Origin of the sequence: Streptomyces sp. NPDC059957 (assembly GCF_042730015.1) — a bacterium.
Lineage (GTDB): Bacteria > Actinomycetota > Actinomycetes > Streptomycetales > Streptomycetaceae > Streptomyces.
In genome coordinates, this window is the sequence record NZ_JBHWMB010000011.1 from 119,492 (window position 1) to 142,553 (window position 23,062).

17 protein-coding genes and 2 pseudogenes are annotated in these 23,062 nt (G+C 71.0%); 8 read left to right on the plus strand and 11 right to left on the minus strand.

The window, feature by feature from the left end:
* Positions 1 to 33 precede the first annotated feature (33 nt).
* The 3 genes and pseudogenes from ACFWBW_RS10420 to ACFWBW_RS10430 form a co-directional block, all read right to left on the minus strand.
* A complete protein-coding gene (locus tag ACFWBW_RS10420) occupies positions 34 to 2,142 on the minus strand; it encodes an MMPL family transporter (protein ID WP_385370306.1) in 2,109 nt (702 codons plus the stop codon).
* 205 nt (positions 2,143 to 2,347) lie between these two features.
* Positions 2,348 to 4,738, minus strand: a complete 2,391-nt coding sequence (locus tag ACFWBW_RS10425; protein ID WP_385370308.1) for a xanthine dehydrogenase family protein molybdopterin-binding subunit — start codon at positions 4,736 to 4,738, stop codon at positions 2,348 to 2,350.
* Positions 4,739 to 4,800: 62 nt separating this feature from the next.
* A pseudogene (locus tag ACFWBW_RS10430) lies at positions 4,801 to 5,112 on the minus strand ((2Fe-2S)-binding protein); the annotation flags it as partial.
* 275 nt (positions 5,113 to 5,387) lie between these two features.
* Between ACFWBW_RS10430 and ACFWBW_RS10435 the strand changes: the two are divergent.
* Positions 5,388 to 7,079, plus strand: coding sequence for a PucR family transcriptional regulator (locus tag ACFWBW_RS10435; protein ID WP_385370310.1), 1,692 nt, complete (start codon positions 5,388 to 5,390; stop codon positions 7,077 to 7,079).
* Positions 7,080 to 7,104: 25 nt separating this feature from the next.
* A pseudogene (locus ACFWBW_RS10440) lies at positions 7,105 to 7,429 on the plus strand (hypothetical protein).
* Between the two features lie 79 nt (positions 7,430 to 7,508).
* Here the strand turns inward: ACFWBW_RS10440 and ACFWBW_RS10445 are convergent.
* From ACFWBW_RS10445 to ACFWBW_RS10465, 5 genes are all read right to left on the minus strand, one after another.
* The gene (locus tag ACFWBW_RS10445) at positions 7,509 to 8,585 is read right to left on the minus strand and encodes a C40 family peptidase (RefSeq protein WP_385370312.1); all 1,077 of its coding nucleotides are present in this window, start codon (positions 8,583 to 8,585) and stop codon (positions 7,509 to 7,511) included.
* 67 nt (positions 8,586 to 8,652) lie between these two features.
* Positions 8,653 to 9,135, minus strand: coding sequence for a poly-gamma-glutamate biosynthesis protein PgsC/CapC (locus ACFWBW_RS10450; protein WP_243335815.1), 483 nt, complete (start codon positions 9,133 to 9,135; stop codon positions 8,653 to 8,655).
* On the minus strand, positions 9,132 to 10,880 hold the full coding sequence (pgsB, locus tag ACFWBW_RS10455; RefSeq protein WP_385370314.1) for a poly-gamma-glutamate synthase PgsB: 1,749 nt from the start codon (positions 10,878 to 10,880) through the stop codon (positions 9,132 to 9,134). The genes ACFWBW_RS10450 and pgsB overlap by 4 nt, the downstream gene beginning before the upstream one ends.
* 4 nt (positions 10,881 to 10,884) lie before the next feature.
* A complete protein-coding gene (locus tag ACFWBW_RS10460) occupies positions 10,885 to 13,200 on the minus strand; it encodes a HAMP domain-containing protein (protein WP_385370316.1) in 2,316 nt (771 codons plus the stop codon).
* A gap of 91 nt (positions 13,201 to 13,291) precedes the next feature.
* Entirely contained in the window at positions 13,292 to 14,521 is a 1,230-nt protein-coding gene (locus tag ACFWBW_RS10465; RefSeq protein WP_385370318.1) for a CapA family protein, read from the minus strand.
* 21 nt (positions 14,522 to 14,542) lie between these two features.
* Between ACFWBW_RS10465 and ACFWBW_RS10470 the strand changes: the two genes are divergently transcribed.
* Positions 14,543 to 15,511 (plus strand): hypothetical protein, encoded by a 969-nt coding sequence (locus ACFWBW_RS10470; protein ID WP_385370320.1) that lies wholly within the window; start codon positions 14,543 to 14,545, stop codon positions 15,509 to 15,511.
* Between the two features lie 90 nt (positions 15,512 to 15,601).
* Here ACFWBW_RS10470 and ychF read toward each other — a convergent pair whose 3' ends face one another.
* Positions 15,602 to 16,690: a redox-regulated ATPase YchF gene (gene ychF / locus ACFWBW_RS10475; protein ID WP_385370321.1), complete on the minus strand. Its 1,089-nt coding sequence runs from the start codon at positions 16,688 to 16,690 to the stop codon at positions 15,602 to 15,604.
* A gap of 133 nt (positions 16,691 to 16,823) precedes the next feature.
* Here ychF and ACFWBW_RS10480 point away from each other — a divergent pair, with 133 nt between their 5' ends.
* Entirely contained in the window at positions 16,824 to 17,303 is a 480-nt protein-coding gene (locus ACFWBW_RS10480; RefSeq protein ID WP_385370322.1) for a DUF6542 domain-containing protein, read from the plus strand.
* 95 nt (positions 17,304 to 17,398) lie between these two features.
* Here ACFWBW_RS10480 and ppgK read toward each other — a convergent pair whose 3' ends face one another.
* A complete protein-coding gene (gene ppgK, locus ACFWBW_RS10485; RefSeq protein ID WP_385370324.1) occupies positions 17,399 to 18,151 on the minus strand; it encodes a polyphosphate--glucose phosphotransferase in 753 nt (250 codons plus the stop codon).
* A gap of 50 nt (positions 18,152 to 18,201) precedes the next feature.
* The gene (locus tag ACFWBW_RS10490) at positions 18,202 to 19,242 is read right to left on the minus strand and encodes a 4-hydroxy-3-methylbut-2-enyl diphosphate reductase (protein ID WP_385370325.1); all 1,041 of its coding nucleotides are present in this window, start codon (positions 19,240 to 19,242) and stop codon (positions 18,202 to 18,204) included.
* A gap of 87 nt (positions 19,243 to 19,329) precedes the next feature.
* Between ACFWBW_RS10490 and ACFWBW_RS10495 the strand changes: the two genes are divergently transcribed.
* From ACFWBW_RS10495 to ACFWBW_RS10510, 4 genes are all read left to right on the plus strand, one after another.
* Complete coding sequence (locus ACFWBW_RS10495) at positions 19,330 to 20,781, plus strand: APC family permease (protein ID WP_385370326.1); 1,452 nt, start codon at positions 19,330 to 19,332, stop codon at positions 20,779 to 20,781.
* A 9-nt stretch (positions 20,782 to 20,790) separates the two neighbouring features.
* Positions 20,791 to 22,014: an exodeoxyribonuclease VII large subunit gene (xseA, locus tag ACFWBW_RS10500; protein WP_385370328.1), complete on the plus strand. Its 1,224-nt coding sequence runs from the start codon at positions 20,791 to 20,793 to the stop codon at positions 22,012 to 22,014.
* Between the two features lie 95 nt (positions 22,015 to 22,109).
* Complete coding sequence (locus tag ACFWBW_RS10505; RefSeq protein WP_250742764.1) at positions 22,110 to 22,337, plus strand: exodeoxyribonuclease VII small subunit; 228 nt, start codon at positions 22,110 to 22,112, stop codon at positions 22,335 to 22,337.
* A gap of 99 nt (positions 22,338 to 22,436) precedes the next feature.
* The gene (locus ACFWBW_RS10510) at positions 22,437 to 23,027 is read left to right on the plus strand and encodes a malonic semialdehyde reductase (protein ID WP_385370330.1); all 591 of its coding nucleotides are present in this window, start codon (positions 22,437 to 22,439) and stop codon (positions 23,025 to 23,027) included.
* Positions 23,028 to 23,062 lie beyond the last annotated feature (35 nt).

Here is a 23,062-nt window from a genome sequence, read left to right on the forward strand (position 1 = left end):
CGGGAGGCCCTTCGCGCATCTGCGTACGAGGTGTCACTTACCGCCGACGGACTGCAGGTCGGGGCTCTCCACCCGGGGCTCGGGCTCCTCCTCGCGCAGGAACAGCCTGCTCGGCCACCACATCCACCGGCCGACGTCCAGGGTCAGCGCCGTGACGAGGACCGAGCGGACGATCATGGTGTCCAGCAGGACGCCGAACGCCACCGCGAAGCCCAGCTCGGCCGCGAACACCAGCGGCAGCGAGGCCATCGCCGCGAAGGTGCCGGCCAGCACCAGACCGGCCGAGGTGATCACACCACCGGTGGTGGACAGGCCCAGCAGCGCGCCGCGCCGGGTGCCCTGCTCCACCGCCACCTCGCGCACCCGGGTGACCAGGAAGATGTTGTAGTCGATGCCCAGCGCGACCAGGAAGACGAACGTCAGGAGCGGGAAGGAGGCTTCCGCGCCCGCGAAGCCGAAGACGTGGTTGAACACCAGGCTGCTCACGCCGAGGGCCGCGCCGAAGGACAGCACCACCGTGCCCATGAGCAGCAGCGGCGCGACGACCGAGCGCAGCAGCAGCATGAGGATCAGCAGCACCACGACCAGGACGATCGGGATGATCACCTTGGAGTCGCGGGCGGCGGCCGTCTGCGTGTCGAGCATGACCGCCGAGCTGCCGCCGACCTGGGCATCGGCGCGCTCGATCGCGTGGACCGCGGTCCTGGCCTTCGAGACGGTGGTCATCGCGGCCGTGCTGCTGGGGTCGTCCTTCAGCTCACCGAGCAGGATGGCATCGCCGTCCATGACCGTCGGGGGTGAGACGGACGCGATGCCGGGGACGGCGAGCAGGGCGGTCCGCATCTCTTCCCCCGAGACGGCGTTGCCGACGACGAAGATGGGATCGCCGGAGCCGGCCGGGAAGTGCTCCGACCGGATCTGCTCGCCGACGGCCATCTGCGGGGTGTTGGTGAACTGGTCCTTGTTGGCGATCCCGTCGGCCTTGAGGCCGAGGATGCCGAGCGCCATGACGGCGAGCGCGAGCGCGGTACCGATCCACACGAGCCGCGGCCGGCCGGAGACGGCGGTGCCGATCCGGGCCCAGATTCCGCCCTCGGCGGTGGCGGGCGCCCCGTAGGCGGGCTTGACCGGCCAGAAGATCCAGCGGCCGCAGGCCACGAGCAGGGCCGGCATCAGGGTGACCATGGCGAGCAGGCCGACGAGGACGCCGACCGCGCAGGCCGGGCCGAGTCCCTGGGTGGAGTTGAGGGTGGCCAGCATCAGGAGCATCAGGCTGACCGCGACGGTCGCGGCGCTGGCGATGATCGCGGGGCCGGAGCGGTACAGGGCCTCCGCCATCGCCTCGTGCCGGTCCTCGTGCCGCAACAGCTCTTCGCGGTAGCGGGAGATGAGCAGGAGCGCGTAGTCGGTGGCGGCGCCGAACACCAGGACGGTCAGGATGAAGCTGGTCTGCTTGTTCACGACCAGGCCGGCGTTCTTCGCCAGTACGTAGATCACCGCCTCCGAGGTGACCAGGGCGGCGCCCACGGTCAGCAGCGGCAGGAGCGGCAGCAGTGGGCTCCGGTACGTCAGCAGCAGGATCGCGACCACCACGAGCGCGGTGATCGTCGTCAGGGCCCCGCCCCCGCTGAACGCCTTGATCGAGTCGGCCGCGTACCCGGACGGGCCTGCGACGTGGAAGCCGAGACCGTCGGCGTTCTTCTTGCCGACCTCGGTCATCGCGTCGACGACCGTGCCGATCCCCTCCCAGCCCGACTGGTCCGTCTTGACCTGGACCACCGTCTGGATGGCCTTGCCGTCATCGGACTTCACCGGGCCCTGTGCCTGCCCGACGACGTTCTCGATGCCCTTGAAGGCCTCGACGTCGGCCTTGGCCTTGGCCATGTCGGCATCGGTGACCCCGGCGGACCGGTCGTAGACCACGACGGCGGGCAGGGTGCCCGCGGGCATGAACTTCTCGGCCCGCTCCACGACGGAGGTCGACTCCGCGTTGCCGGGCAGCCAGGCCGCGCTGTCGTTCTCTTCCACGTCGCCGAGCTTCCCGGCCAGCATGAGGGCCGGCACCAGCAGGGCCACCCACACCGCGATGACGACCCATTTGCCCAGTCTCCCGCTGGGCAGGGCGGCTATCTTCCGCATCATGTTCTTCCCCCGGTCCTTGTTGCGGAACGACGCGAGGACAAAGAGTGCGGACTTGCCCCCGAGTCGTTAACGGTCAAGAGACTAGGGCACGTTGGCGAGGCCAGAAGGGGGGGAGGGGGGCCCTGGACCCCCCTCCCCCGTGCCCGCTTCCGGCGGCCGGTGACACCCCGGCATCATCGGGGTGACATCCGGGCGCGGCGAGCGGTCAGGACCCGGTGAGGTGCTCCGGGCGCACCGGCGTCTTGTTCAGCTCCAGCCCGGTCGCGGCGCGGATCGCCGCGAGGACGGCCGGGGTGGACGACAGGGTCGGGGCCTCGCCGATGCCCCGGACCCCGTACGGGGAGTGCGGGTCGCCCATTTCGAGGTAGTCGACCGGGAGCGTCGGCACGTCGAGGATGGTCGGGAGCAGGTAGTCCGTGAAGGAGGGGTTCTTCACCTTCGCGGTCTTCGGGTCCACGATGATCTCCTCCATGATCGCGACGCCCAGGCCCTGGACGGTGCCGCCCTGGATCTGGCCGACCACGGACAGCGGGTTGAGGGCCTTGCCCACGTCCTGGGCCGTGGCGAGCTCCACGACCTTGACGAGCCCGAGCTCCGTGTCCACCTCCACGACCGCGCGGTGCGCGGCGAAGGAGTACTGGACGTGGCCGTTGCCCTGACCGGTCCGCAGGTCGAAGGCTTCGGTGGGGCGGTGGCGCCACTCCGCCTCGATCTCCACGACCTCATCCTCCAGGACGTCCGCGAGGGCGGCGAGCACCTCGCCCCCGCCGGTGATCACCTTCCCGTCCTCCAGGAGGAGTCCGGCGCCGGCCCACCCCGCGTGCTCGGCGCCGAACTTGCGCCGGCCCAGCTCCAGGACCCGCTCCCGGACCAGCCCGCAGGAGTTCTTGATGGATCCGCCCGTCATGTACGTCTGGCGGCCCGCCGAGGTCGAACCGGCCGAGCCCACCTGGGTGTCGGCGGGGTGGATGGTGACCTGCTGGACACCGAGCTCGGTACGGGCGATCTGCGCGTGGATGGTGATGCCGCCCTGGCCGACCTCCGCCATGGCCGTGTGGACCAGGGCGACGGCCTCGCCGTTGATGACCTCCAGGCGGACCTTGGCCGTGGAGTAGTCGTCGAAGCCCTCGGAGAAGCCGACGTTCTTGATGCCGACGGCGTAGCCGACGCCCCGGACGACGCCCTCGCCGTGCGTGGTGTTCGACAGTCCGCCCGGCAGCGCGCGCACGTCGGCCGCGCCGTCGGCGCTCTCCCACTGGCGCTCGGGCGGCAGCGGACGCGCCTTGACCCGGCGCAGCAGCTCGGCGACCGGGGCCGGACCCTCCACGACCTGGCCGGTGGGCATGATCGTGCCCTGCTCCATGGCGTTGAGCTGCCGGAACTCCACCGGGTCCATGCCCAGCTTCGCCGCGAGCCTGTCCATCTGGGCCTCGTACGCGAAGCAGGCCTGGACGGCGCCGAATCCGCGCATCGCGCCGCACGGCGGGTTGTTCGTGTAGAGGCCCACCGCCTCGATGTCCACGTCGTCGATGACGTACGGGCCGACCGAGAGGGAGGCCGCGTTCCCGACGACCGAGGCCGTGGAGGAGGCGTAGGCCCCGCCGTCGAGCACGATCCTGCACTTCATGTGCGTGAGCTTGCCGTCGCGGGTGGCGCCGTGCTCGTAGTACAGCTTCGCCGGGTGGCGGTGCACGTGCCCGAAGAAGGACTCGAAGCGGTTGTAGACCATCTTCACGGGCTTGCCCGTGCGCAGCGCGAGGACGCTGGCGAGGATCTGCATCGAGATGTCCTCGCGGCCGCCGAAGGCGCCGCCGACGCCGGCCATGGTCATGCGGACCTTCTCCTCGGGCAGCCCGAGGACCGGGGCGATCTGCCCCAGGTCCGAGTGCAGCCACTGGGTGGCCACGTACAGGTCGACTCCCCCGTCCTCGCAGGGCACGGCGAGTCCGGACTCGGGGCCGAGGAAGGCCTGGTCCTGCATGCCGAAGGTGTACTCGCAGGTGACGATGACGTCGGCGCGCTCGCGGGCCGCCGCCGCGTCCCCGCGCAGGATGGGCTGGCGGTGCACGATGTTCGGGTGCGGGACGTGGCCGGAGTGGTGGTCGTCGCGGTTCTCGTGGACGAGTACGGCGCCGGGCGCGAGCGCCGAGGCCTCGTCCGTGACGATCGGCAGCTCCCGGTACTCGATCTTGATCTTCGCGGCGGCGCGGCGGGCGGTCTCCGGGTGGTCGGCGGCCACCAGGGCCACCGGCTCGCCGTGGTGACGGACCTTGCCGTGTGCCAGGACCGGAGTGTCCTGGAACTCCATCCCGTAGTACTTCACCGGGGTCGGCAGGTCCTCGTAGGTCATGACCGCGTACACGCCGGGCAGGGTCAGGGCCTCGGAGACGTCGATGGACAGGATCTCGGCGTGCGCGACCGTGGACCGCAGGGCCTGGCCCCACAGCATGTCCTCGTGCCACATGTCCGAGGAGTACGCGAACTCGCCGGTCACCTTCAGGGTGCCGTCCGGTCGCAGCGTCGACTCTCCGATGCCGCCCCGGGTACGGGCGCCCTGGGTGACCTCGGTGGGAATGCCGGTGGTGGTGCCAGCCATGATCAGACCGCCTCTTCCTGGAGTCCTTCGTGTTCCCGGCGGGCAGCGGCCAGAGCGCCGTCGCCCTCGCTCCCGCCTGCGACGGTGTCGGTGCCGGTGTCGCGACCCCCGTGCGCGACACGCTGCCCGGCGTAGGCGGCCGGTCCCTCGACCGTCACCACGTCCCGGCCCTCGGCCTGACCGGTCGCGACCAGACAGGAACAGACCGGCACGCCGTCGAGACGGACGGTGCAGGAACCGCATTCGCCCTGCTCGCAGGCGTTCTTGGAGCCGGGCAGGCCCAGCCGCTCCCGCAGCAGGTAGAGGAGGGATTCCCCCTCCCAGACGTCATCGGCTTCTCTCGGACGGCCGTTGACCGTGAGGTTCACGCGCATGTCAGGCAACTCCTTCCGCGCCGGGTCTCGTTCCACGGCGGTCGGCGGGGCGAGGAAGTTCCACGAGCGGCTCTCCTCCTTCGCGTGTGGCCGGAAGTCGTCGCCGGCCGCATGCCCAGAAGTAGATCCCGCGCCCCACGGGGCGAGGCAGTCACCGATCGCTCAGAACAGGCTTCCGCGACGGCTGTGGACGAGCGTGCTTTCATCCGGCCGCACGCCGGTGACCTGCACCGATCCACCTCCCTCACACCGCGCGCCGTGCGAAAGTAGCGATCATGCGGCTACGCGAACTCCTGGACGCCACCGAGCTCGGACTGCTCCTCCTCGTGGGCCATGACACCGAGGACGCCCACTCCTCCTCCTCCGAGGGCCCGCCCGGCGCCCCGCTCGACCGGACCGTTTCCGCCGTCGCGACCAACGACCTGGCCGACCCCGGCCGCTTCCTCACCGGCGGCGAACTCGTCCTCACGGGGCTGGCCTGGTGGCAGCGGGACGGGGACGCCGAGTCGTTCGTAAGCGTCCTGCACCGGGCGGGCGTCACGGCCCTCGCGGCCGGCGAGGTCGAGCACGGACTCGTTCCGCACGACCTCGTGCGTGCCTGCCGGCGCCACGGGCTCCCGCTGATCGCCGTACGGCCGGAGACCTCGTTCGCCGCGATCACCGAGCACGTCCTGCGCCGGCTGCACCGCCGGGACCCCGGCGGCCTCGCCGGCCTGGCGGCCCTGGTCGAACGCCACCGGCGGCTCCTCACCGACCGGGCCGCCCCGGACTCCGTACTGGAGCTCCTGCGGCACACCCTCGGCGTCGACGTGCGCGTCCTGTCCGCGACCGGACGCCAGGTCGCGGGGGCCCGGCCGCCGCTGCGCGCCAGGACGGCGGCGGCACTGGCCGCCCGCTACCTCGCCACCCGCCGCGCGCGCGAGCGGGGCCCCCACCACGTCACGGTCGGCGCCCGCCCCTACTCCCTCGTACCGGTACCGGCGCCCGTCCGGGCAGCCGGCCACGCCGACGAACTGGGCGACTGGTTCGTCGTCATGGAGGCCGACACCTCGCTCTGGCCCGCCCCCGACCGGGAACTCCTCGACAGCACCGTCGAACTGGTCGCCGACGCCCGGGCCGCCCACGAGCAGGCGAAGACGGCGCGCAACGACCTGGCCGACCGCTCCCTCGCCCTGCTGCACGGCGACGTCCCGGCCGAGGAGATCCCCATCCGGCTGCGCAGCACCGCGCAGGCCGTGGTCAGCGGGGTCGGCTACTGGCCGCGCCTCCAGTTCGTGGTCGCCGGGGGCGAGTGGCACGGGGCCCGTCCGGTCCCCGCCGCGGCCCTGCGCGTCCTCCTGGAGGAGGCCCTGCTCCAGGAGGACGGCCCGGTGCCGGTCTCCACGGAGGACATCGCCGCCACCCTCGACGGCGACCGTGCCGTACTGATGGTCCTGGTCCCCGAGCCCTCGGACGCGCACCCCGACCCGGCCCTCGACCACGCCGCCCTCGAGCGCAGGCTCTCCGCGGCGCTCGCCCGCTGGCTCGGCCCGGCGGACAGCGTCTCCATCGGCGTCAGCTCCCCCGTGCCCGAGCCGGGGAACGCCCGCCGTGCCCTGGAACAGGCCCACAACGCCCTGCGGATCGCCCACGCCGCCCCCGGGCAGGTGACGGTCCGCGGCCCGGAGGACCTCACCACCCACATCCTGTCCCTGCTCCCCCTCATCCCCGCCGAAGCCCGCCGCGCCTTCGCCACCCGCCTCCTGGGCCCCCTGCGCGATCACGACGCCCGCCACCGCACCGACCTCCTGACCACCCTGGAGACCTTCCTCGACTGCGACGCCTCCTGGACCGCCTGCGCCGGCCGCCTCCACCTCCACGTGAACTCGCTGCGCCAGCGCATCGCCCGCATCGAACAGCTCACGCACCGCGACCTGTCCCGCCTGGAAACCCGGCTGGACTTCCTGGCTGCCCTGAAATCCGGCTGACCGCCGAAATCGCTAGGGTCGGCTCATGACCGCACTGCCCGACTGGATGTACCCGCCTCGTCTGGAAGGCTGGTTCTCGGAGGACCTGGACCACCTCCCCGAGGCACCCCGTCACACCGAACTGATCGATGGAGCCCTCGTCTTCATGCTGGTGCCCCTGCCCTGGTCGCACACGGAGGTCTGCACCGGGCTGACACCTCGTGGCGCAGGCCCCGGCCGGTTACGAGGTGACCCTTTCGACCACCAGGGCCTACGCCCCCGCCGGCATCTTCCGCGGCACCCTCCGGCGTCCGGTGCCCTTCGAGATCAGCGTGGACCTCGACAAGCTCACGCCGGCCCGCAGCAGCTGAGGAGACGGCAGGGCATCCGGAAGGGGCCGGACTCGTCGGAGTCCGGCCCCTGTCCCGTGCCCGGGCTACGCGCCCCCGGTCACAGCCGCTTCGCGCTCCGCAGGGTCGTCGCGTAGTAGCCGTTGCCGTCGAGGCGGGAGGTGCCGCCCTTGTCGCCGATGGTCGGACCGTTGGCCTCTTCGCGGCTGGATATGAAGATCTGGTGGCCGTCGGTGTCGGTGCCGAGGTAGATGCCCGTGTGGTCCAGCCGCTCCCCGGTGCGCCCGTCCAGCTTGAAGAACAGCACGTCGCCCGGCTGCAGGACGTCGATGGAGGTGGGCCGGGCCTCGGCGCCGACCCCCTTGAGCGGGATGACGTCCACGCCGGTCTTGGAGCGGGCCATGCCGTTCGCGGTGCGCGGCAGGCCGTCCCCGGCGGTGTCGTTGGCCATCAGCGGGAAGCGGGCGCGGTAGCCGAAGACGGTCCGGACGAAGCCGGAGCAGTCCATCGAGCGGGCGCGCATCGCCTCGGGCTTCGCCGTGGTCCCGCTGCGGAAGGTGTACGGGATGCCCAGGTAGTCGTAGAAGTCCGACTCCTCCAGGCGGTAGTCGTTGCCGACCGAGCCGTTGGGGTTGATCGGGCCGAAGTTCGCGTCACCGGCGTACGAGACGCCTTCCGCGTCCTTCTTGACCGGGGCCTGGTCTCCGTACTGGAAGGACATGGCGAAGATGTCGTCCTCCTCGCTGCCGTGGTACTTCTTGTACCACTCCTGGAACCACTGCTCCTTCTCGGCACCGCTGCGCCAGGTCTCCGGCATCAGCCGCACCCAGTTCTCGGTGACCACCCGGGTCTTGGTGGTGGCCGGCTCGGTGAAGGTGCGGCTGGGGCCCGTGAGCGTGGCGGTGCGGGCGCCGTCGGTGAAGGTCGCGAGGATCCCGCCCTTGCCGTCGCGCAGCACGGAACGCTCCGGGTTCTTCAGCCGCTCCCACTTCTGCGCGCCTTCGTCGCCGCCCCCCTTGCCGGCGACGGGGGCGTCGAGGAGCGACTGGATGGCGGGCGCCTTGGCCTGCTCCTCCTTGCGCAGCTCGACGGTGAAGTAGACGCTGCCTGCCAGCAGGGCGACCACGGTGGCCGCGTGCAGGACGGGACGTGTGCGGCGCTTGGACGTGGCGGTCATCGGTTACTCCGGGCGAGGTCGGTCGAGCGGACGAAAGGGCGGGCGGGGGCGGCGGGCCGCGGCGGGGTCACGCGTGCGGCATGACGCCGAGCAGGATGCCGGCGGTCAGTACGACGTACGTCATGAGCGTCGCGGACCCGGTGGCCAGCAGCGTGGCCCCCTTGGGCTGGCGGACCAGCTGGTAGGCGATCAGGCCGGGCACGATGAAGCCGAGGGTCTGGTTCGCGTACAGCAGCGGGAACTTCATCTGCAGCAGGATCACGACGCCGCCCTGGAGCAGCACGCCGATGAGCACGACGGTCGCGAACAGGCGCTTGCCGTAGAGGATCACGTAGCGCTGAGCGACGAGCGTGAGGGCGTACGTCAGGACGGTGACGCCGAGGACGATCGCGGCGCGCTGGAGGTCCTCGATGAGGGTGAGGGCGAGCCAGCCCGGGGTGATCATGCCGCCGGGGGACAGGTTCGTCGTCAGGTAGCAGACGAGGGAGAACAGCAGACCCAGGGCGATGCCGATCGCGGCGATCTCGGGGGTGAGGACGGCGGGGATCAACGGGGTTCTCCTGGGTTAGACCACTGCGGGGGCCGCGGGTGCTGCGGGTTCTCGGGCTGCGGGTTCTGGGGCTGCTGGTTCTGCTGCCGGGGCGGCGGCGGAAGCTGCGGCTGCTGCTGCTGCTGAGGGTGCTGCGGGTGCAGGGGCAGCGGCTGCGGCTGCTGGAGCTGCGGCCACGCCGCCGACGTCAGCTCCGGCCGCTGCTGGCGCTGCTGCGGGTGCTGCTGCTGCGCCGCCTGGTACTGCTGCTGCTCGTACGCGGGCTCGTAGGCCAGGGGCTGCGGCGGGAACTGCTGCTGCGGGTGCTGCTGGTTGCCGTACTGCTGGTTCGCGTACTGCTGCTGGTGCTGCTGCGGGTAGTGCTGGTGCGGGTACTGCTGGTTCGGGTAGTGCTGCCCCTCCCCGCGCGGCGCCGGGATCTGCGGGTTGCGCATCCGGCGCTCCTCCTCGGCCGCGGGCAGGTTCGCGTACGGGTCGAGGTGCTTGAGGTACAGCGTCATGGTCTGGTCGTGCCGTACGTGCTGCACGGGCGCGCCCGGGGTCGGCAGGACCTCGCCGTCCTCCTCGAAGGAGGGCAGCTCGGCGAGGTGCTCCAGCAGGATCTCGCCCTGGCCGTGGATGTTGCCGATGGCCACGAGCGAGGAGTCCGCGCTGAGGTGGTCGAAGAGCTCGTTCATGAACTCCTCGCCGTCGCGCCCGTCGCCGCCGAGGTCCACGGCGCGGTCGCGCCAGTCCGCGGGGATCGCGTCGATGGCGCTCTTCGACGGGTGGCCGATGACGAACACCTTGTCGGGCTGCAGGTCGGGCACGATCTGGCCCATCTGGCCGTTGCGCTCGACCCGGTCCGGCCGGCAGTTGATGACCACGTTCAGCGGGCGGTTGATCGCGCCGAGGTCGAGGAGCTGGTTGATGTTCATCAGCGTCGACTCGGGGTCGTTGGCCGCGAACACGTTCGCGAACCGCAGCCGCTTGTCGCCGGGGCCGACGTAGCGCTCGACGGAGAGCACGCCCGGGTCCGGCGGGGCGTCGTACATGCCCTGCAGCGCGGTCTCGCGGTCGATGCCGAGGAGCTCGGCCACGACCAGCGCGATGGCCACGTTCTCCTTGAAGGTGAACCAGCTGAAGCCGCGCAGCTCCTCGTCGCTGACGATCTCGGGGTCGGCGTAGATGAGCCGGCAGTCCCGGGCGTCCGCTTCCTCCTGGAGGACGTGGAAGCGGTCCTTCTCGGCGGTGACGCAGATGCCGCCGTGCGGCATGGAGCGGGACAGCGAACGGCCGATGTCGTCGAGGGTCGGGCCCATCTCGGCCACGTGGTCCTCGCGCACGTTGCACAGCACGCCGATGGTGGACTGGATCAGCTTGGCCTGGTTGAGCTCCTGGAGCGGCGGCATGACCGCCATGCACTCCATGACCAGCGCGTCGGGCTTGTAGGCCGCCGCGCGGCGCACGATGCCGATCTGCTCGACGACGTTGGCGATGCCGAACTTGCGGTAGACCGGCTCCTCGGTGGCATCCGGGTGGATGAAGCGGGCCGCGGTGCCGGTGGTCTTGGCGACCGTGACCAGATCGCCGCCGCGCAGCGCGCCCGCGACGAGCCGGGTGATGGAGCTCTTGCCGCGGATGCCGTTGACCAGCACCCGGGTGGGTATTTCTTCCAGGTTGGCGAAGTGCCGCCGCTGCTCGATGATGCCGGCGATCAGCATCACGAAGCAGGTGACGAGCAACACGCTGAAGAGAAAGAGCACGGGGTCAGTTCCTTCCGGCCTTGGCAGCCTGGCCGGACCGGCCGGCGGTGCTGCTGGCTTCCCGCTTGCGCAGCTCCTGGAGCTGCTGCCTGATGACTTCCAGGCTGCGGGTGACGGCGCCGACCTCGTCGTGGTGGCGCGGGTAGAGGACGGTGCGGCGGTCGCCGTCCGCCAGGGCTTCGGCGCGCCGCGCGAGTTCGCGCAGCGCCTGGACCACCACGATCTGGAGCCAGCCGAGACAGACCAGGGCGGCCGTGAGGCCGAGCAGTCCGGCCAGCACCGTACGGTTCTGCAGGTTGTACTCGGGGATGGCCAGGCCCTTGGCGGGCTGCCAGCTGACCACGGTCCAGGCGAGCGGCTTGGCGGCGCCGCCGCCTGCCATCGGGACCGCGGCGGCGATGGTGATGTCGTCGTTGCTGCCGCGCAGCACGACGCTGCTGGGGCGCGGGCCCTTGCCGACCTTCTGGTTGGTGCCGGCCACCAGCGCCCGCAGGCTTTCGTTGGGCAGCTGCGAGAAGGCCAGGTAGCCGTTGTTGCCGCCGATGATGCGCTGCTTCTCGTCGATCACCCGGATCTCGCCCAGGCCGGGGCGCTTGAGCAGGGAGTTGAGGAAGTCGATGCGCAGCTCTCCTACCACGGACGCGCCCTTGAGGCCGGGGGCCGCGGCGAACTCGACGATGACCGGCGCGTTGCCGGATTCGAGCAGCGCCACGGGCGCGTCGACGGCGGGTGCCTTGCCCTGCGGGCGCCGGGGCTCGGCCCCGACCTTGGCGGTGATGGTGCCGTCCGCCTGGAGGACGTACAAGGACTCGTAGCGCCCGTGCTGGGTGAGGGTGCGCTCCAGGATCCCGGTCATCTCGGCGGGGGTGGTGGCCGGGCCGATCAGCGAGCCCACGGAGGCGAGGTCCGTGTGCCCCTCGTTGAGGGCGCGGCGGACCCGGTCGGCAAGGGTGTCGGTGCGTTCGCGCTGGTCGTGGACGATCGTCTGCGGTACGCCGACGGAGTCGCCGGCCCGGTTGAGCAGCAGCACCAGGGGCGCGGACCACAGCAGCAGGAGCGCGCCGCAGGTGGCGAGCAGGGCGCGGGCGCCGATCCGGCCGCGGCCGCGGCCGGGGTTGTGCGCCTTCTGGTCCTCGGCGGACTCGCCGAGCAGCTGGCGGCGCAGCCGCTCCAGCGCGGTGCCGATGCGGGCTGCCTCACCGTACTTGGGACGGTTGACCGGCCGGTTCAGGTCTCCGCGGCTGAGCCGGCGGCTCTCCAGGAAGAGCTGGAGCAGCGGCTTCTGCACGGTGCCGATGAGCAGGGAGACGGCGAGGAGGCCGATGACGAGCAGGACGGCCGCGGCGACGATCCCGAAGAAGGGGTCGACGAGGGAGGCACGGTCCTCGGTGACGCTGATCAGGGAGATGACGGTCAGGCCGAGGGCGGTGGCCGCGGTGCCCTTGCCCGCCTCGGGGCCGGTCAGGCTCGCGTAGCCGACGACGGTCCGCTCACCGTCGTTGGAGGGCCCGAGCAGGCTGCCGCTGACGCCGCGGAAGCCGCCGCCACCGGGCTCCTTGGTGGTCAGCGGGTTGGCCTTGGTCTTCCGCGAGGCGATCTTGGCGTACTTCTTGAGCTGCTTGCGGGCCCGCTCGGTCTCTTCCTTGACCTCGTCGGACTGGATCTGCTCGTCGTTGGCGAGGCCGTCGCTGCTGAGGATCTGGCCGGTGTCGTCGCTCACCGCGATGGCACGGAACTTGCCGAGGCTGACGCCGGGGAACCGCAGGCTGCTCGAGGCGACGAGCAGCTTCTGGGGCTGGCCGGGCCAGGACAGTACGGCGAAGGTGAGCAGGCGGGTCTCGCCGTTCTCCAGCCGCACCATGCGCGGGACGAGGCCGTTGGCCTCGGCGAGCTTGGTGTGGTCGATGGCCTTCAGCGGCACGTTCTCGCCGCGCTGGGCCTCGAGCCGTCCGGACTTGACCTCGATGACGGCCGTGCCGCGCCACTTCTGGTAGACGTTGCCGAGCTTGTCGAGCACCGTGTCGGCGGAGACCGGGTCGCCCGCGTTGAAGAGGGTGGCCGTGCGGGAGATGTCGGTGATCGACTCGTCCAGCGAGGCCCGCATCGCGATGGCGCCGTCCTCGGCGAAGTACTGCTGAGAGGTGCGGACCGCCTCGGGGACGGACTCATTGCCCACCTTGCCGAGGTGGAAGGCGGTGAGCGCGGCAAGTGCGAGCAGCAGCGCGGACAGCGCGGCGATGGGCGGCCGGATGCCGCCCAGCAGCGACATGTCAGCCCTTCGGCGGGCCTTCTGCCGCCGCTTCGTGCGCGACGCGGACAACGGGACTCCTGTGGATGTGGGTAATGGTGCGGGTGCGGGTGCGGGTGGTCGCTGTGGGCGACCCCTCCGGTGAGTGGACGTCTCCCCGGTCCTAACGGTTCGCCAGGGGCTCCAGTCCGTCCTCGCTGCCGCCCCGGTTGAGCAGGGTGCCCTGGGTGCGGTCGTACGCGAGCTGGTAGCGGGCACGCCGCTCGGCCGACAGCCCGCTGCCGTTCTTCAGCGCGGTGGCGAGGTCGATCAGCCGGTGATCCTTGACCGCTCCGGTCTCGGGCAGCTTGACCGCGGGGTCGGTGACCTCGAGGTCCGGCGGCAGCTCCACGAAGGTGGGGACGTAGCGGGCCTTGACGTCCCACTTGCCGTTCTTCTCGGCGAACTCGAACCAGCCGATGACGCCCTCCTCGGACAGCCCGCTGGGCACCTCGTGCCGGGCGAGCTGGTTGCCGAGCCCGTACGCGACCCAGATGTCGCCGACCTTCTCCATGGGCTGCACGACGTGGGCGTGGTGGCCGATGACCAGGTTGATGCCGGTCTTCTCGGCGACCTTCTTGGCGAGGCTCAGCTGGAGCGAGTTCGGGGCGGGCTGGTGCTCCTTGCCCCAGTGGATGCTGAGGATGACGACCTCGGCGCCGGCGGCGCGGGCGGCCTTCTCGGCGGCCGAGATGGCATCGAGCGAGGTCTTGTTGGCCAGCCAGGGCTTGTCCGCGGGCACCTGACGCCCGTTGAACCCGCCGGCGAAGGAGATCTGCGCGACCTTGACGCCCTTGACGTCCATGATCAGCGGCTTGGCGCCCTCCGCCTGGCTGCGGGCGGAGCCGGTGTGCTTGAGGCCGGCCTTGTCGAGGGCGTCGAGGGTCTGCTTGACGCCTCCCACACCGTGGTCGAGCGCGTGGTTCGACGCCGTCGAGCAGGTGTCGTACCCGAGGTCCTTGAGCGTCGTGGTGATCTGCGGCGGCGCGATGAAGTCCGGGAAGCTCTGGAACGGCCCCTCCGGCTTGCCCAGCACCGGCTCCATGTGGCAGATCGCCAGGTCGGCCTTGCTGATGACCGGCTTCACCCCGGCCATGATCGGCCCGAAGTCCATGCCGCCCTTGCCCTTGGCCTTGGCGTCCTGCTCGGCCTGAGTGGTCAGCTCGGGGTGGATGAGTACGTCACCGGCAGCGGCCACGGTGAAGGAGCGTCCACCGGCCCCGGTCGACAGACGGCCCTTGGCATCGCCACCGGATCCCCCGTCTCCGAGGAGTCCACAGCCGGCGAGGGCTGTCGACAGGAGCAGGGTGAGCGCTCCGGTGCGGAGCGTGACGAGAGAGGCGGATATCTTCACTCGGTCTATCTTTATCCGATCATGACTCCGTTCCTCGCGAAACGTATAACGATTAAGGCAACTCTGTGCGCAGTGGCCGCCATGGCGGCGATTGTGGCGTATTTCACGCTCTCCGCAGGGCAACCATCGGGCGAAATGCAGGTGAATTCCAGACCTTCGGCGGCACCGGGGGTCGACCTGGAAAAGCGGATTACGGCATTCACCCAGGGATTCGGGGAGCACGGGGGCTACCGGATCCCCACGGCGGACGAGCGCCGGACGGTCACCCAGGGTGTCGCCCTGCTCCTCGACGGCGAGGAGCAGGCTGCCCGCGAGCGCCTGGCCGAGGTCGATTTCACGGTGCAGGCCTTCACGGACACGGCGAGCGGCCGCGACTTCGCCGAGATCGCCGACGCGGCGAGCACTTCGGGCTCGGCGAACCGGGGTTGGGGCCGGGTGTACGTGAACCTGGGCGTGCGGCCGAGCTGGAGCGTGCAGGTCCCCCACCCCATCGCCGACCAGGAGACCGAGCGGCTCGGCGCCCGGGTGCTGCGCGGGGCGCCCGGCGGAGTGCTGGTGCTGGCCGGTGCCCACCGGACCGCCGGCGAGGGGGACGCGGCCGATGTGGCGCACCGCACGGACTCGGTGTTCCACCAGGTGATCGAGGAACTGATGGAGCGCCGCCTGCCGGGGGTGCAGCTGCACGGCTTCGCCAACGAGTCCTTCCCCGAATTCGAGGCCGTGGTCTCGACGGGGGCCGGGGACCGGGCATCGTCCGAGGCCAGGGTCCTGTCGGCGGCGCTGGCCGACGAGGGCCTGGAGGTCTGCCGGGCCAATGTCCGGAAATGCAAACTGGCCGGAAGCTCGAACGAGCAGGGCCAGGTGGCGGCCGAGGAAAAGCTGCGTTTTCTCCACATTGAGCTCGCAAGGGCGATAAGGACGGACAACGGGCGCCTCGACGATGTGACAGAGGCGATAACGGTCCTCACCAAGCGTTGGTCGAAATCTTGACAATTTCGACCCACTTGTCCGCATTTGACTCTTGCGGTGACCGCACGTCGAAAAGGCCGGCTCCCACCGGAGCCGGCCCCTCGTGACCACTCAGACGTTGAAGCGGAACTCGACCACGTCGCCGTCCTGCATGACGTAGTCCTTGCCCTCCATGCGGGCCTTGCCCTTGGAGCGGGCTTCGGCGACCGAGCCGCATTCGACCAGGTCCGCGAAGGAGATGATCTCCGCCTTGATGAAGCCGCGCTGGAAGTCCGTGTGGATCACACCGGCGGCCTCGGGGGCGGTGGCGCCCTTCCTGATGGTCCAGGCGCGGGTTTCCTTCGGGCCGGCCGTCAGGTAGGTCTGCAGGCCCAGGGTGGCGAAGCCCACACGGCCGAGGGTGGCCATGCCGGGCTCTTCCTGGCCGACCGACTGGAGGAGTTCGAGCGCCTCGTCGTCCTCGAGCTCGATGAGCTCCGCCTCGAGCTTGGCGTTGAGGAAGATCGCCTCGGCCGGGGCCACCAGCGCGCTCTGCTCGGCCTTGAAGGCGTCGTCCGTCAGCTCGTCCTCGTCCACGTTGAAGACGTAGAGGAACGGCTTGACCGTGAGGAGGTGCAGCTCGTGGAGCAGGTCGCCCTGCTCCGTGCCCTTGGAGATGCCCTTGGAGAAGAGGGTGTCGCCCGCTTCGAGGATCTTCTGGGCCTTCTCGACGGCGGCGAGGACCGCGACCTTCTCCTTCTGGAGACGGGACTCCTTCGTCAGGCGCGGCACCGCCTTCTCGATGGACTGGAGGTCCGCGAGGATCAGCTCGGTGTTGATGGTCTCGATGTCGTCCTTCGGCGAGACCTTGCCGTCGACGTGGACGACGTTCTCGTCCTTGAAGGCGCGGATGACCTGGCAGATCGCGTCCGACTCGCGGATGTTCGCGAGGAACTTGTTGCCGAGGCCCTCGCCCTCCGACGCACCGCGCACGATGCCCGCGATGTCGACGAAGTCGACCGTCGCCGGGAGGAGCTTGGCGGAGCCGAAGATGCCGGCCAGGACGCCGAGGCGGGCGTCCGGAACGCCGACGACGCCGACGTTCGGCTCGATCGTGGCGAACGGGTAGTTGGCCGCCAGCACGTCGTTCTTGGTCAGGGCGTTGAACAGGGTCGACTTGCCGACATTCGGCAGGCCGACGATTCCGATCGTGAGCGACACGTTGGCGACTTCCCGTAGCTGGAGGGGGCGGCGGCCCGGAGTGGGCCAAGGAGCAGTTTACTTTCGATGAGGGGGCACGGATGTACGCGTGTCCGGGCACGCGATCGGCAGCCTCCCCGCCTAGTTTTGGGGGGTGGAGCGATACAAGGCGCGTACGGTACGTCACCCGGCGGAGCGGTCGGCGGAGCAGTCCCCCCAGCGGGCGCCGACGCCGGTACGCCGGCTGCCGCGGCCCAAACTGACCGGGCTCGGCGGCGGGCTCTTCGCCTGCGCCGCGATGTTTCTGATCGGCGGCCTCGACTGGCTGCTGTTCGACGCCTCGCTGTTCGTCTACGGCCTGTTCTTCCTGCCCGTCGCGGCGGCCACCGCCCTGTGGGTGCGGCCCGCCGACCTGATCACCGCCCCGATCGCCGCCCCGATCGCCTTCGCCGCCGGAGTGTGGCCCGTGTCGGGCGGCTCCGGCGGCTTCGCAGGCGAGGTGATGGGGCTGGTGTCCGCGCTGTCCCTGCACGCCGGCTGGCTGTACGCCGGCACGCTCGTGGCGGCGCTGATCGCGGTGGTGCGCAAAGCCGTCCTCATCGGCCGCCGCCGGATGCCCCGCCGCGTCGCCTGAGCCCGGCGGGGCCGGGTCCGGGGCGGCCGCGGCCGGGGCAGGGACCCGGACCGGGACCGGCGGCTACTGCGCCGCCCCGGGAGCGGGACCGGCGGCTACTGCGCCGCCGCCGCCGAGCGCGCCGCCATCGCCGCGCCCACGATGCCCGCGTTGTTCTGCAGCTCCGCCGGCACGATCCGCGCCCGGACGCCCTCGATCAGCGGCAGGAACTTCTCCGGCTTGCGGCTCACGCCGCCGCCGATGATGAAGAGGTCCGGGGAGAACAGCATCTCCACGTGCGCCAGGTACTTCCCGACCCGGCGCGCCCAGTGCTCCCAGGTCAGCTCCCCGTCGTCCTTCGCCTTCACCGAGGCCCGCGTCTCCGCGTCGTGGCCCTTCAGCTCGAGGTGGCCGAGCTCGCTGTTGGGCACCAGATGTCCGTCCGTGAAGAGCGCGCTGCCGATCCCGGTGCCCAGCGTGAGCAGGATGACGGTGCCGTCGACCCCGCGCCCCGCCCCGTAGGCCATCTCCGCGACCCCGGCCGCGTCCGCGTCGTTCAGGACCGTCACCGGACGGCCGTCCAGGCGCGAGGAGAGCAGCGCCGCCGTGTCCACACCGACCCAGGCCTTGTCCATGTTGGCCGCCGACCGGGTCACCCCGCCCGTGACCACCCCGGGGAAGGTGACCCCCACCGGGCCGTCCCAGTCGAAGTGGCGCACCACCTCGACGACGCAGCCGGCCACCCCGTCGGGGGTGGCCGGCTGCGGTGTCAGCACCTTGTGGCGCTCCTGCGCCAGGTCGCCACGGTTCAGGTCCACGGGAGCGCCCTTGATCCCGGAACCGCCGATGTCCACGCCGAAGATCTCCATGGACCCCACCGTACGAAAGGACCGGCCGGAGCGCCCTGCCGAGGAGATGCCTACTTCTGTACGCCCCCGGCCGCGCCCGAGGCCGCGCCCGGCGGCGCCACGAGCTCCGCCGCCTCCGCGCGCAGGTCGCGGCGCAGTTCCTTGGGCAGGGAGAAGACGATGGACTCCTCGGCCGTCTTGACGATCTCCACGTCCGCGTACCCGCGCACGGCCAGCCACTCCAGCACCTCTTCGACCAGCACCTCCGGCACCGAGGCGCCCGAGGTCAGACCGACGGTGGTGACGCCCTGGAGCCAGGCTTCGTCGATCTCGCTGGCGAAGTCGACGAGGTACGAGGCCTGCGCGCCCGCGTCGAGGGCGACCTCGACGAGGCGGATCGAGTTCGAGGAGTTCTTGGAGCCGACGACGATGACCAGGTCGCAGTCCTTGCCCATCACCTTGACCGCCTCCTGGCGGTTCGAGGTGGCGTAGCAGATGTCGTCGCTGGGCGGCGAGACGAGCAGCGGGAACTTGGTCTTCAGTGCGTCGACCGTCTCCATCGTCTCGTCGACGGAGAGGGTGGTCTGCGACAGCCAGACGACCTTCGACTCGTCGCGGACGGTGACCTTCTCCACGTCGTGCGGGCCGTCCACGATGGTGATGTGGTCCGGGGCCTCGCCGGAGGTGCCGATGACCTCCTCGTGGCCCTCGTGGCCGATGAGGAGGATGTCGAAGTCCTCGTTCGCGTAGCGGATGGCTTCCTTGTGGACCTTGGTGACCAGCGGGCAGGTCGCGTCGATCGTCGCGAGCTTGCCGCGCGCCGCCTCCTCGTGCACCACGGGGGCCACGCCGTGCGCGGAGAACATCACGATGGAGCCCTCGGGGACCTCCTCCGTCTTCTCGACGAAGACGGCTCCCTTCCGCTCCAGGGTCTGCACGACGTACTTGTTGTGGACGATCTCGTGCCGCACGTAGACCGGCGCGCCGTACTGTTCGAGAGCCTTCTCGACGGCGATCACGGCTCGGTCCACGCCCGCGCAGTAGCCGCGCGGGGCGGCGAGGAGAACGCGGCGGGATGCGGGAGCGGGGGCGTCAGCAGTCATGGGCTCCATCGTACGGGGGTGTCCAGCAGGCCGGGGGTCGCCCGTTCGGCACAAACTGGGTCGAACATCCGCACCTGCCTTACCCCCGGAGGAAAGATGGCGTCCGCGACGGATCCCAGTACGCCGCCCGGCCCGTCCGGCCCCTCGTCCGGCACGTCCGGCGGCCCGTCGCCCGCGCCCGGCACCTCGCTCCGCCGCAGTCTCGGATTCCGGGACCTGGTGGTCTACGGGCTGCTCTTCATCGCCCCCATGGCCCCGGTCGGCGTCTTCGGCACCCTCGACGCCAAATCGCACGGCGCCGTCGCCCTCGTCTACCTCGTCGCGACGGTGGCGATGGCCTTCACGGCCTTCTCCTACGCGCAGATGGTGCGCGTGGCCCCGCAGGCCGGCTCCGTGTTCACGTACGCCCGAAAGGGCCTCGGCGAGGGTCCCGGGCTGATCGCCGGCTGGATGGCGATGCTCGACTACCTGCTGATCCCGGCGGTCGCGTACCTCTTCTCCGGGATCGCCATGAACGCCCTGGTCCCGGAGGTCTCCCGGTGGGTGTGGACGGCCCTGGCGGTGGTCGTGACCACCGCGCTCAACCTGTGGGGCGTACGGGCCGCCGCGCGCGTGGGCTTCGCCGTGCTGGCCATGGAGATCGCGGTCCTGCTGGTGTTCCTGGTCTCGGCGGTGACCGTACTGGTCCGGGGCGCGGAGCACCGCGGCTGGCTCTCCCCCTTCACCGGCGACGGCTCGCTCGGCGGGTTCTCCACGGCCGCCGTGCTCGGCGCGGTGTCGGTCGCGGTCCTGTCCTACCTGGGCTTCGACGCCATCGCCTCCTTCGCCGAGGAGGTCACCGGCGGCAGCGCGAAGGTGGCGCGGGCGGTGCTCTTCTGCCTGGCAGTGACCGGGGTGCTGTTCATCGCCCAGACCTATCTGGCGGCCCTCCTCAGCCCCCTGACGGCGGCGGAGCTGGCGGCCGACCCGGGGAAGCAGGGCTCGGCCTTCTACACGACGGTCGAGGCCTCCGTGGGGATGTGGCTGCACGACCTGGTCGCCATCAGCAAGGCCATCGGGGCCGCCTTCGCCGCCCTGGCCGGGCAGGCCGCGGCGGGCCGGCTGCTCTTCGCGATGGCCCGCGAGCGGCGGCTGCCCCGCTTCCTCTCCCACACCTCGCACGGGACCCCGCGGCCGGCCCTGCTGCTGGCGGCGACGGTCACCCTGATCGCGGCCGTGTGGGCGGCCCGGCGCGACGACGGGCTGGACCACCTGGTCTCGGTGGTCGACATCGGGGCGCTGGTGGCCTTCACGCTGCTGCACGCCTCGGTGGTCGGCTGGTTCGTGGTCAAGCGCCGCGAGGGGGCTCCGAACTGGTTCAAGCACCTGGTGATCCCGGTCCTCGGCGCCGCCGTGACCGTCGCGGTGATCGTCGAGGCCTCCTGGACGGCGCAACTGGTGGGGGCGGTGTGGCTGCTGGTCGGCCTGTGCGTCCTGGTGGCCCAGCGCGGGCGACGCGGGCAGGACGAGGACTCCCTGCCCGACGCCCGTGTCGGTGCGGGCGGTTAGCCTGCGTGCATGGGTCTGAATTCGTCGGCTGACGCGCCGCTGCCGGTCGGTCAGGTGTCCCGGCTTATCGGGGGCTGGATCGACAAGCTCGGTCAGGTGTGGGTGGAAGGGCAGATCACGCAGCTCTCGAGGCGGCCGGGAGCGGGGGTGGTCTTCCTGACGCTGCGCGATCCCTCGCACGACATCTCCCTGAGCGTGACCTGCTTCCGGCAGGTCTTCGACGAGGTCGCGGACTCCGTGACGGAGGGCGCGCGCGTGGTCGTGCTCGCCAAGCCCGAGTGGTACGCCCCGCGCGGGCAGCTGTCCCTGCGGGCCACCGAGATACGGCCCGTCGGCATCGGCGAGCTGCTCGCCCGGCTGGAGCGGCTCAAGCGCTCCCTCGCCTCCGAGGGGCTCTTCGCGCTGGACCGCAAGAAGCCGCTGCCGTTCCTGCCGCAGCTGATCGGGCTGGTGGTGGGGCGGGCCTCGGCGGCCGAGCGCGATGTGCTGGAGAACGCCCGGCGCAGGTGGCCCGCGGTCCGCTTCGAGGTCCGCAACGTCGCCGTCCAGGGGGTGCACGCGGTGCCCCAGGTGATCCAGGCGGTCAAGGAGCTGGACTCCATGCCCGAGGTGGACGTGATCATCGTGGCCCGCGGCGGCGGCAGCGTGGAGGACCTGCTGCCCTTCTCCGACGAGGAGGTCGTACGGACCGTCGCGGCGGCCCGTACGCCCGTGGTCTCGGCGATCGGACACGAGCCCGACTCCCCGCTGCTGGACCTGGTCGCGGACCTGCGGGCGTCCACGCCCACGGACGCGGCGAAGAAGGTGGTCCCGGACGTGGGCGAGGAGCTGGAGCGGGTGCGCCAGCTGCAGGGCCGGGGGCTGCGCGCCGTGCGCGGGCTGCTCGACCGGGAGGAGCGGGGGCTCGCGCACGCGCTCGCGCGGCCGGTCTTCGTCCATCCCCGGCGGATGGTCGAGACCCGGGAGGCGGAGGTGGACGCGCTGCTGGCCCGCGGCCGCCGGACCCTGGGGCACTTGCTGGACCGGGCCGATTCGGAGCTGGCGCACACGCTCGCCCGCGTGGTGGCGCTGTCCCCGGCCGCCACGCTGGAGCGCGGGTACGCGGTGCTCCAGCGGGCCGACGGGCACGTGGTGCGCTCGCCCGAGGACGTCTCGGCGGGCGATGTGCTGCGGGCGCGGGTGGCGGAGGGCGAGTTCCCGGTGCGGGTCGCCGCCGCCGAAGAGCCCTCGTAGGCGGGTCGCCTCACCGGCGGGTCGTTTCACCGGCAGTTCGTTTCACACTGCCGCAACAATTTTCGGTGTATTACACATTTAAGGTGGGAGCGGGAATGGCCGAGACCGATACGGCGCTGGGGTACGAGCAGGCCCGGGACGAGCTGATCGAGGTCGTCCGCAAGCTGGAGGCCGGCGGCACCTCACTGGAGGACTCCCTCGCGCTCTGGGAGCGCGGCGAGGAGCTCGCGAAGGTGTGCCGCCACTGGCTGGAGGGGGCCCGCGCCCGGCTGGACTCGGCGCTGGCGGCGCGCGAGGCGGCCGAGGGGGCCGGTGGGGAGTGATCCCGATCACCCGGAGACAGATTTAGTTGAATTTTCATCTACTTTCGTCGTAGTCTCTGGGCATCGCTTCAGCAGTCCCGTACAGAAGAAGGCTTTCCGATGTCTCTCGTTCTCGACGCCGCCGCTCAGGACCTCCTCTTCCGTGAGGCCCGTACCGCCAACACGTTCTCCGATGAGCCGGTGACCGAGGAGCAGGTCCAGGCGATCTACGACCTGGTGAAGTTCGGCCCGACCGCGTTCAACCAGACGCCGCTGCGCATCACCCTGGTCCGCTCCCCCGAGGCCCGCGAGCGCCTCGTCAAGCACATGTCCGAGGGCAACCAGGCCAAGACCTCCGCCGCCCCGCTGGTCGCGATCCTGTCCGCGGACAACGAGTTCCACGAGGAGCTCCCGCAGCTGCTCCCCCACTTCCCGCAGGCCAAGGACGTCTTCTTCTCCGAGCGCCCGCTCCGCGAGCAGTCCGCGCTGCTCAACTCCGCGCTGCAGGCCGCGTACTTCATCATCGGCGTCCGCGCCGCCGGCCTGGCCGCCGGCCCGATGACCGGCGTGGACCCCGCCGGCGTCGAGAAGGAGTTCCTGGACGCCGACCACACCCTGCTGATGGTCGTCAACATCGGCAAGCCGGGCGAGGACGCCTGGTTCGCGCGCTCCCCGCGCCTGGAGTTCGACCAGGTCGTCACGACCGTCTGAGCCTCACCCCGCAGGCAGTGAACGAAAAGGCCGCG

What these genes read in the sequence shown, in the direction of transcription:
- ACFWBW_RS10425 (WP_385370308.1), bottom strand. Translation starts at nt 4,738, where the DNA reads ATGGCTGGCACCACCACCGGCATTCCCACCGAGGTCACCCAGGGCGCC.
- ACFWBW_RS10490 (WP_385370325.1), bottom strand. Translation starts at nt 19,242, where the DNA reads ATGGAGCCCATGACTGCTGACGCCCCCGCTCCCGCATCCCGCCGCGTT.
- ACFWBW_RS10505 (WP_250742764.1), top strand. Translation starts at nt 22,110, where the DNA reads ATGGCCGAGACCGATACGGCGCTGGGGTACGAGCAGGCCCGGGACGAG.
- xseA (WP_385370328.1), top strand. Translation starts at nt 20,791, where the DNA reads ATGGGTCTGAATTCGTCGGCTGACGCGCCGCTGCCGGTCGGTCAGGTG.
- ACFWBW_RS10470 (WP_385370320.1), top strand. Translation starts at nt 14,543, where the DNA reads ATGACTCCGTTCCTCGCGAAACGTATAACGATTAAGGCAACTCTGTGC.
- ACFWBW_RS10495 (WP_385370326.1), top strand. Translation starts at nt 19,330, where the DNA reads ATGGCGTCCGCGACGGATCCCAGTACGCCGCCCGGCCCGTCCGGCCCC.
- ACFWBW_RS10420 (WP_385370306.1), bottom strand. Translation starts at nt 2,142, where the DNA reads ATGATGCGGAAGATAGCCGCCCTGCCCAGCGGGAGACTGGGCAAATGG.
- ACFWBW_RS10510 (WP_385370330.1), top strand. Translation starts at nt 22,437, where the DNA reads ATGTCTCTCGTTCTCGACGCCGCCGCTCAGGACCTCCTCTTCCGTGAG.
- ACFWBW_RS10435 (WP_385370310.1), top strand. Translation starts at nt 5,388, where the DNA reads ATGCGGCTACGCGAACTCCTGGACGCCACCGAGCTCGGACTGCTCCTC.
- ppgK (WP_385370324.1), bottom strand. Translation starts at nt 18,151, where the DNA reads ATGGAGATCTTCGGCGTGGACATCGGCGGTTCCGGGATCAAGGGCGCT.
- ACFWBW_RS10445 (WP_385370312.1), bottom strand. Translation starts at nt 8,585, where the DNA reads ATGACCGCCACGTCCAAGCGCCGCACACGTCCCGTCCTGCACGCGGCC.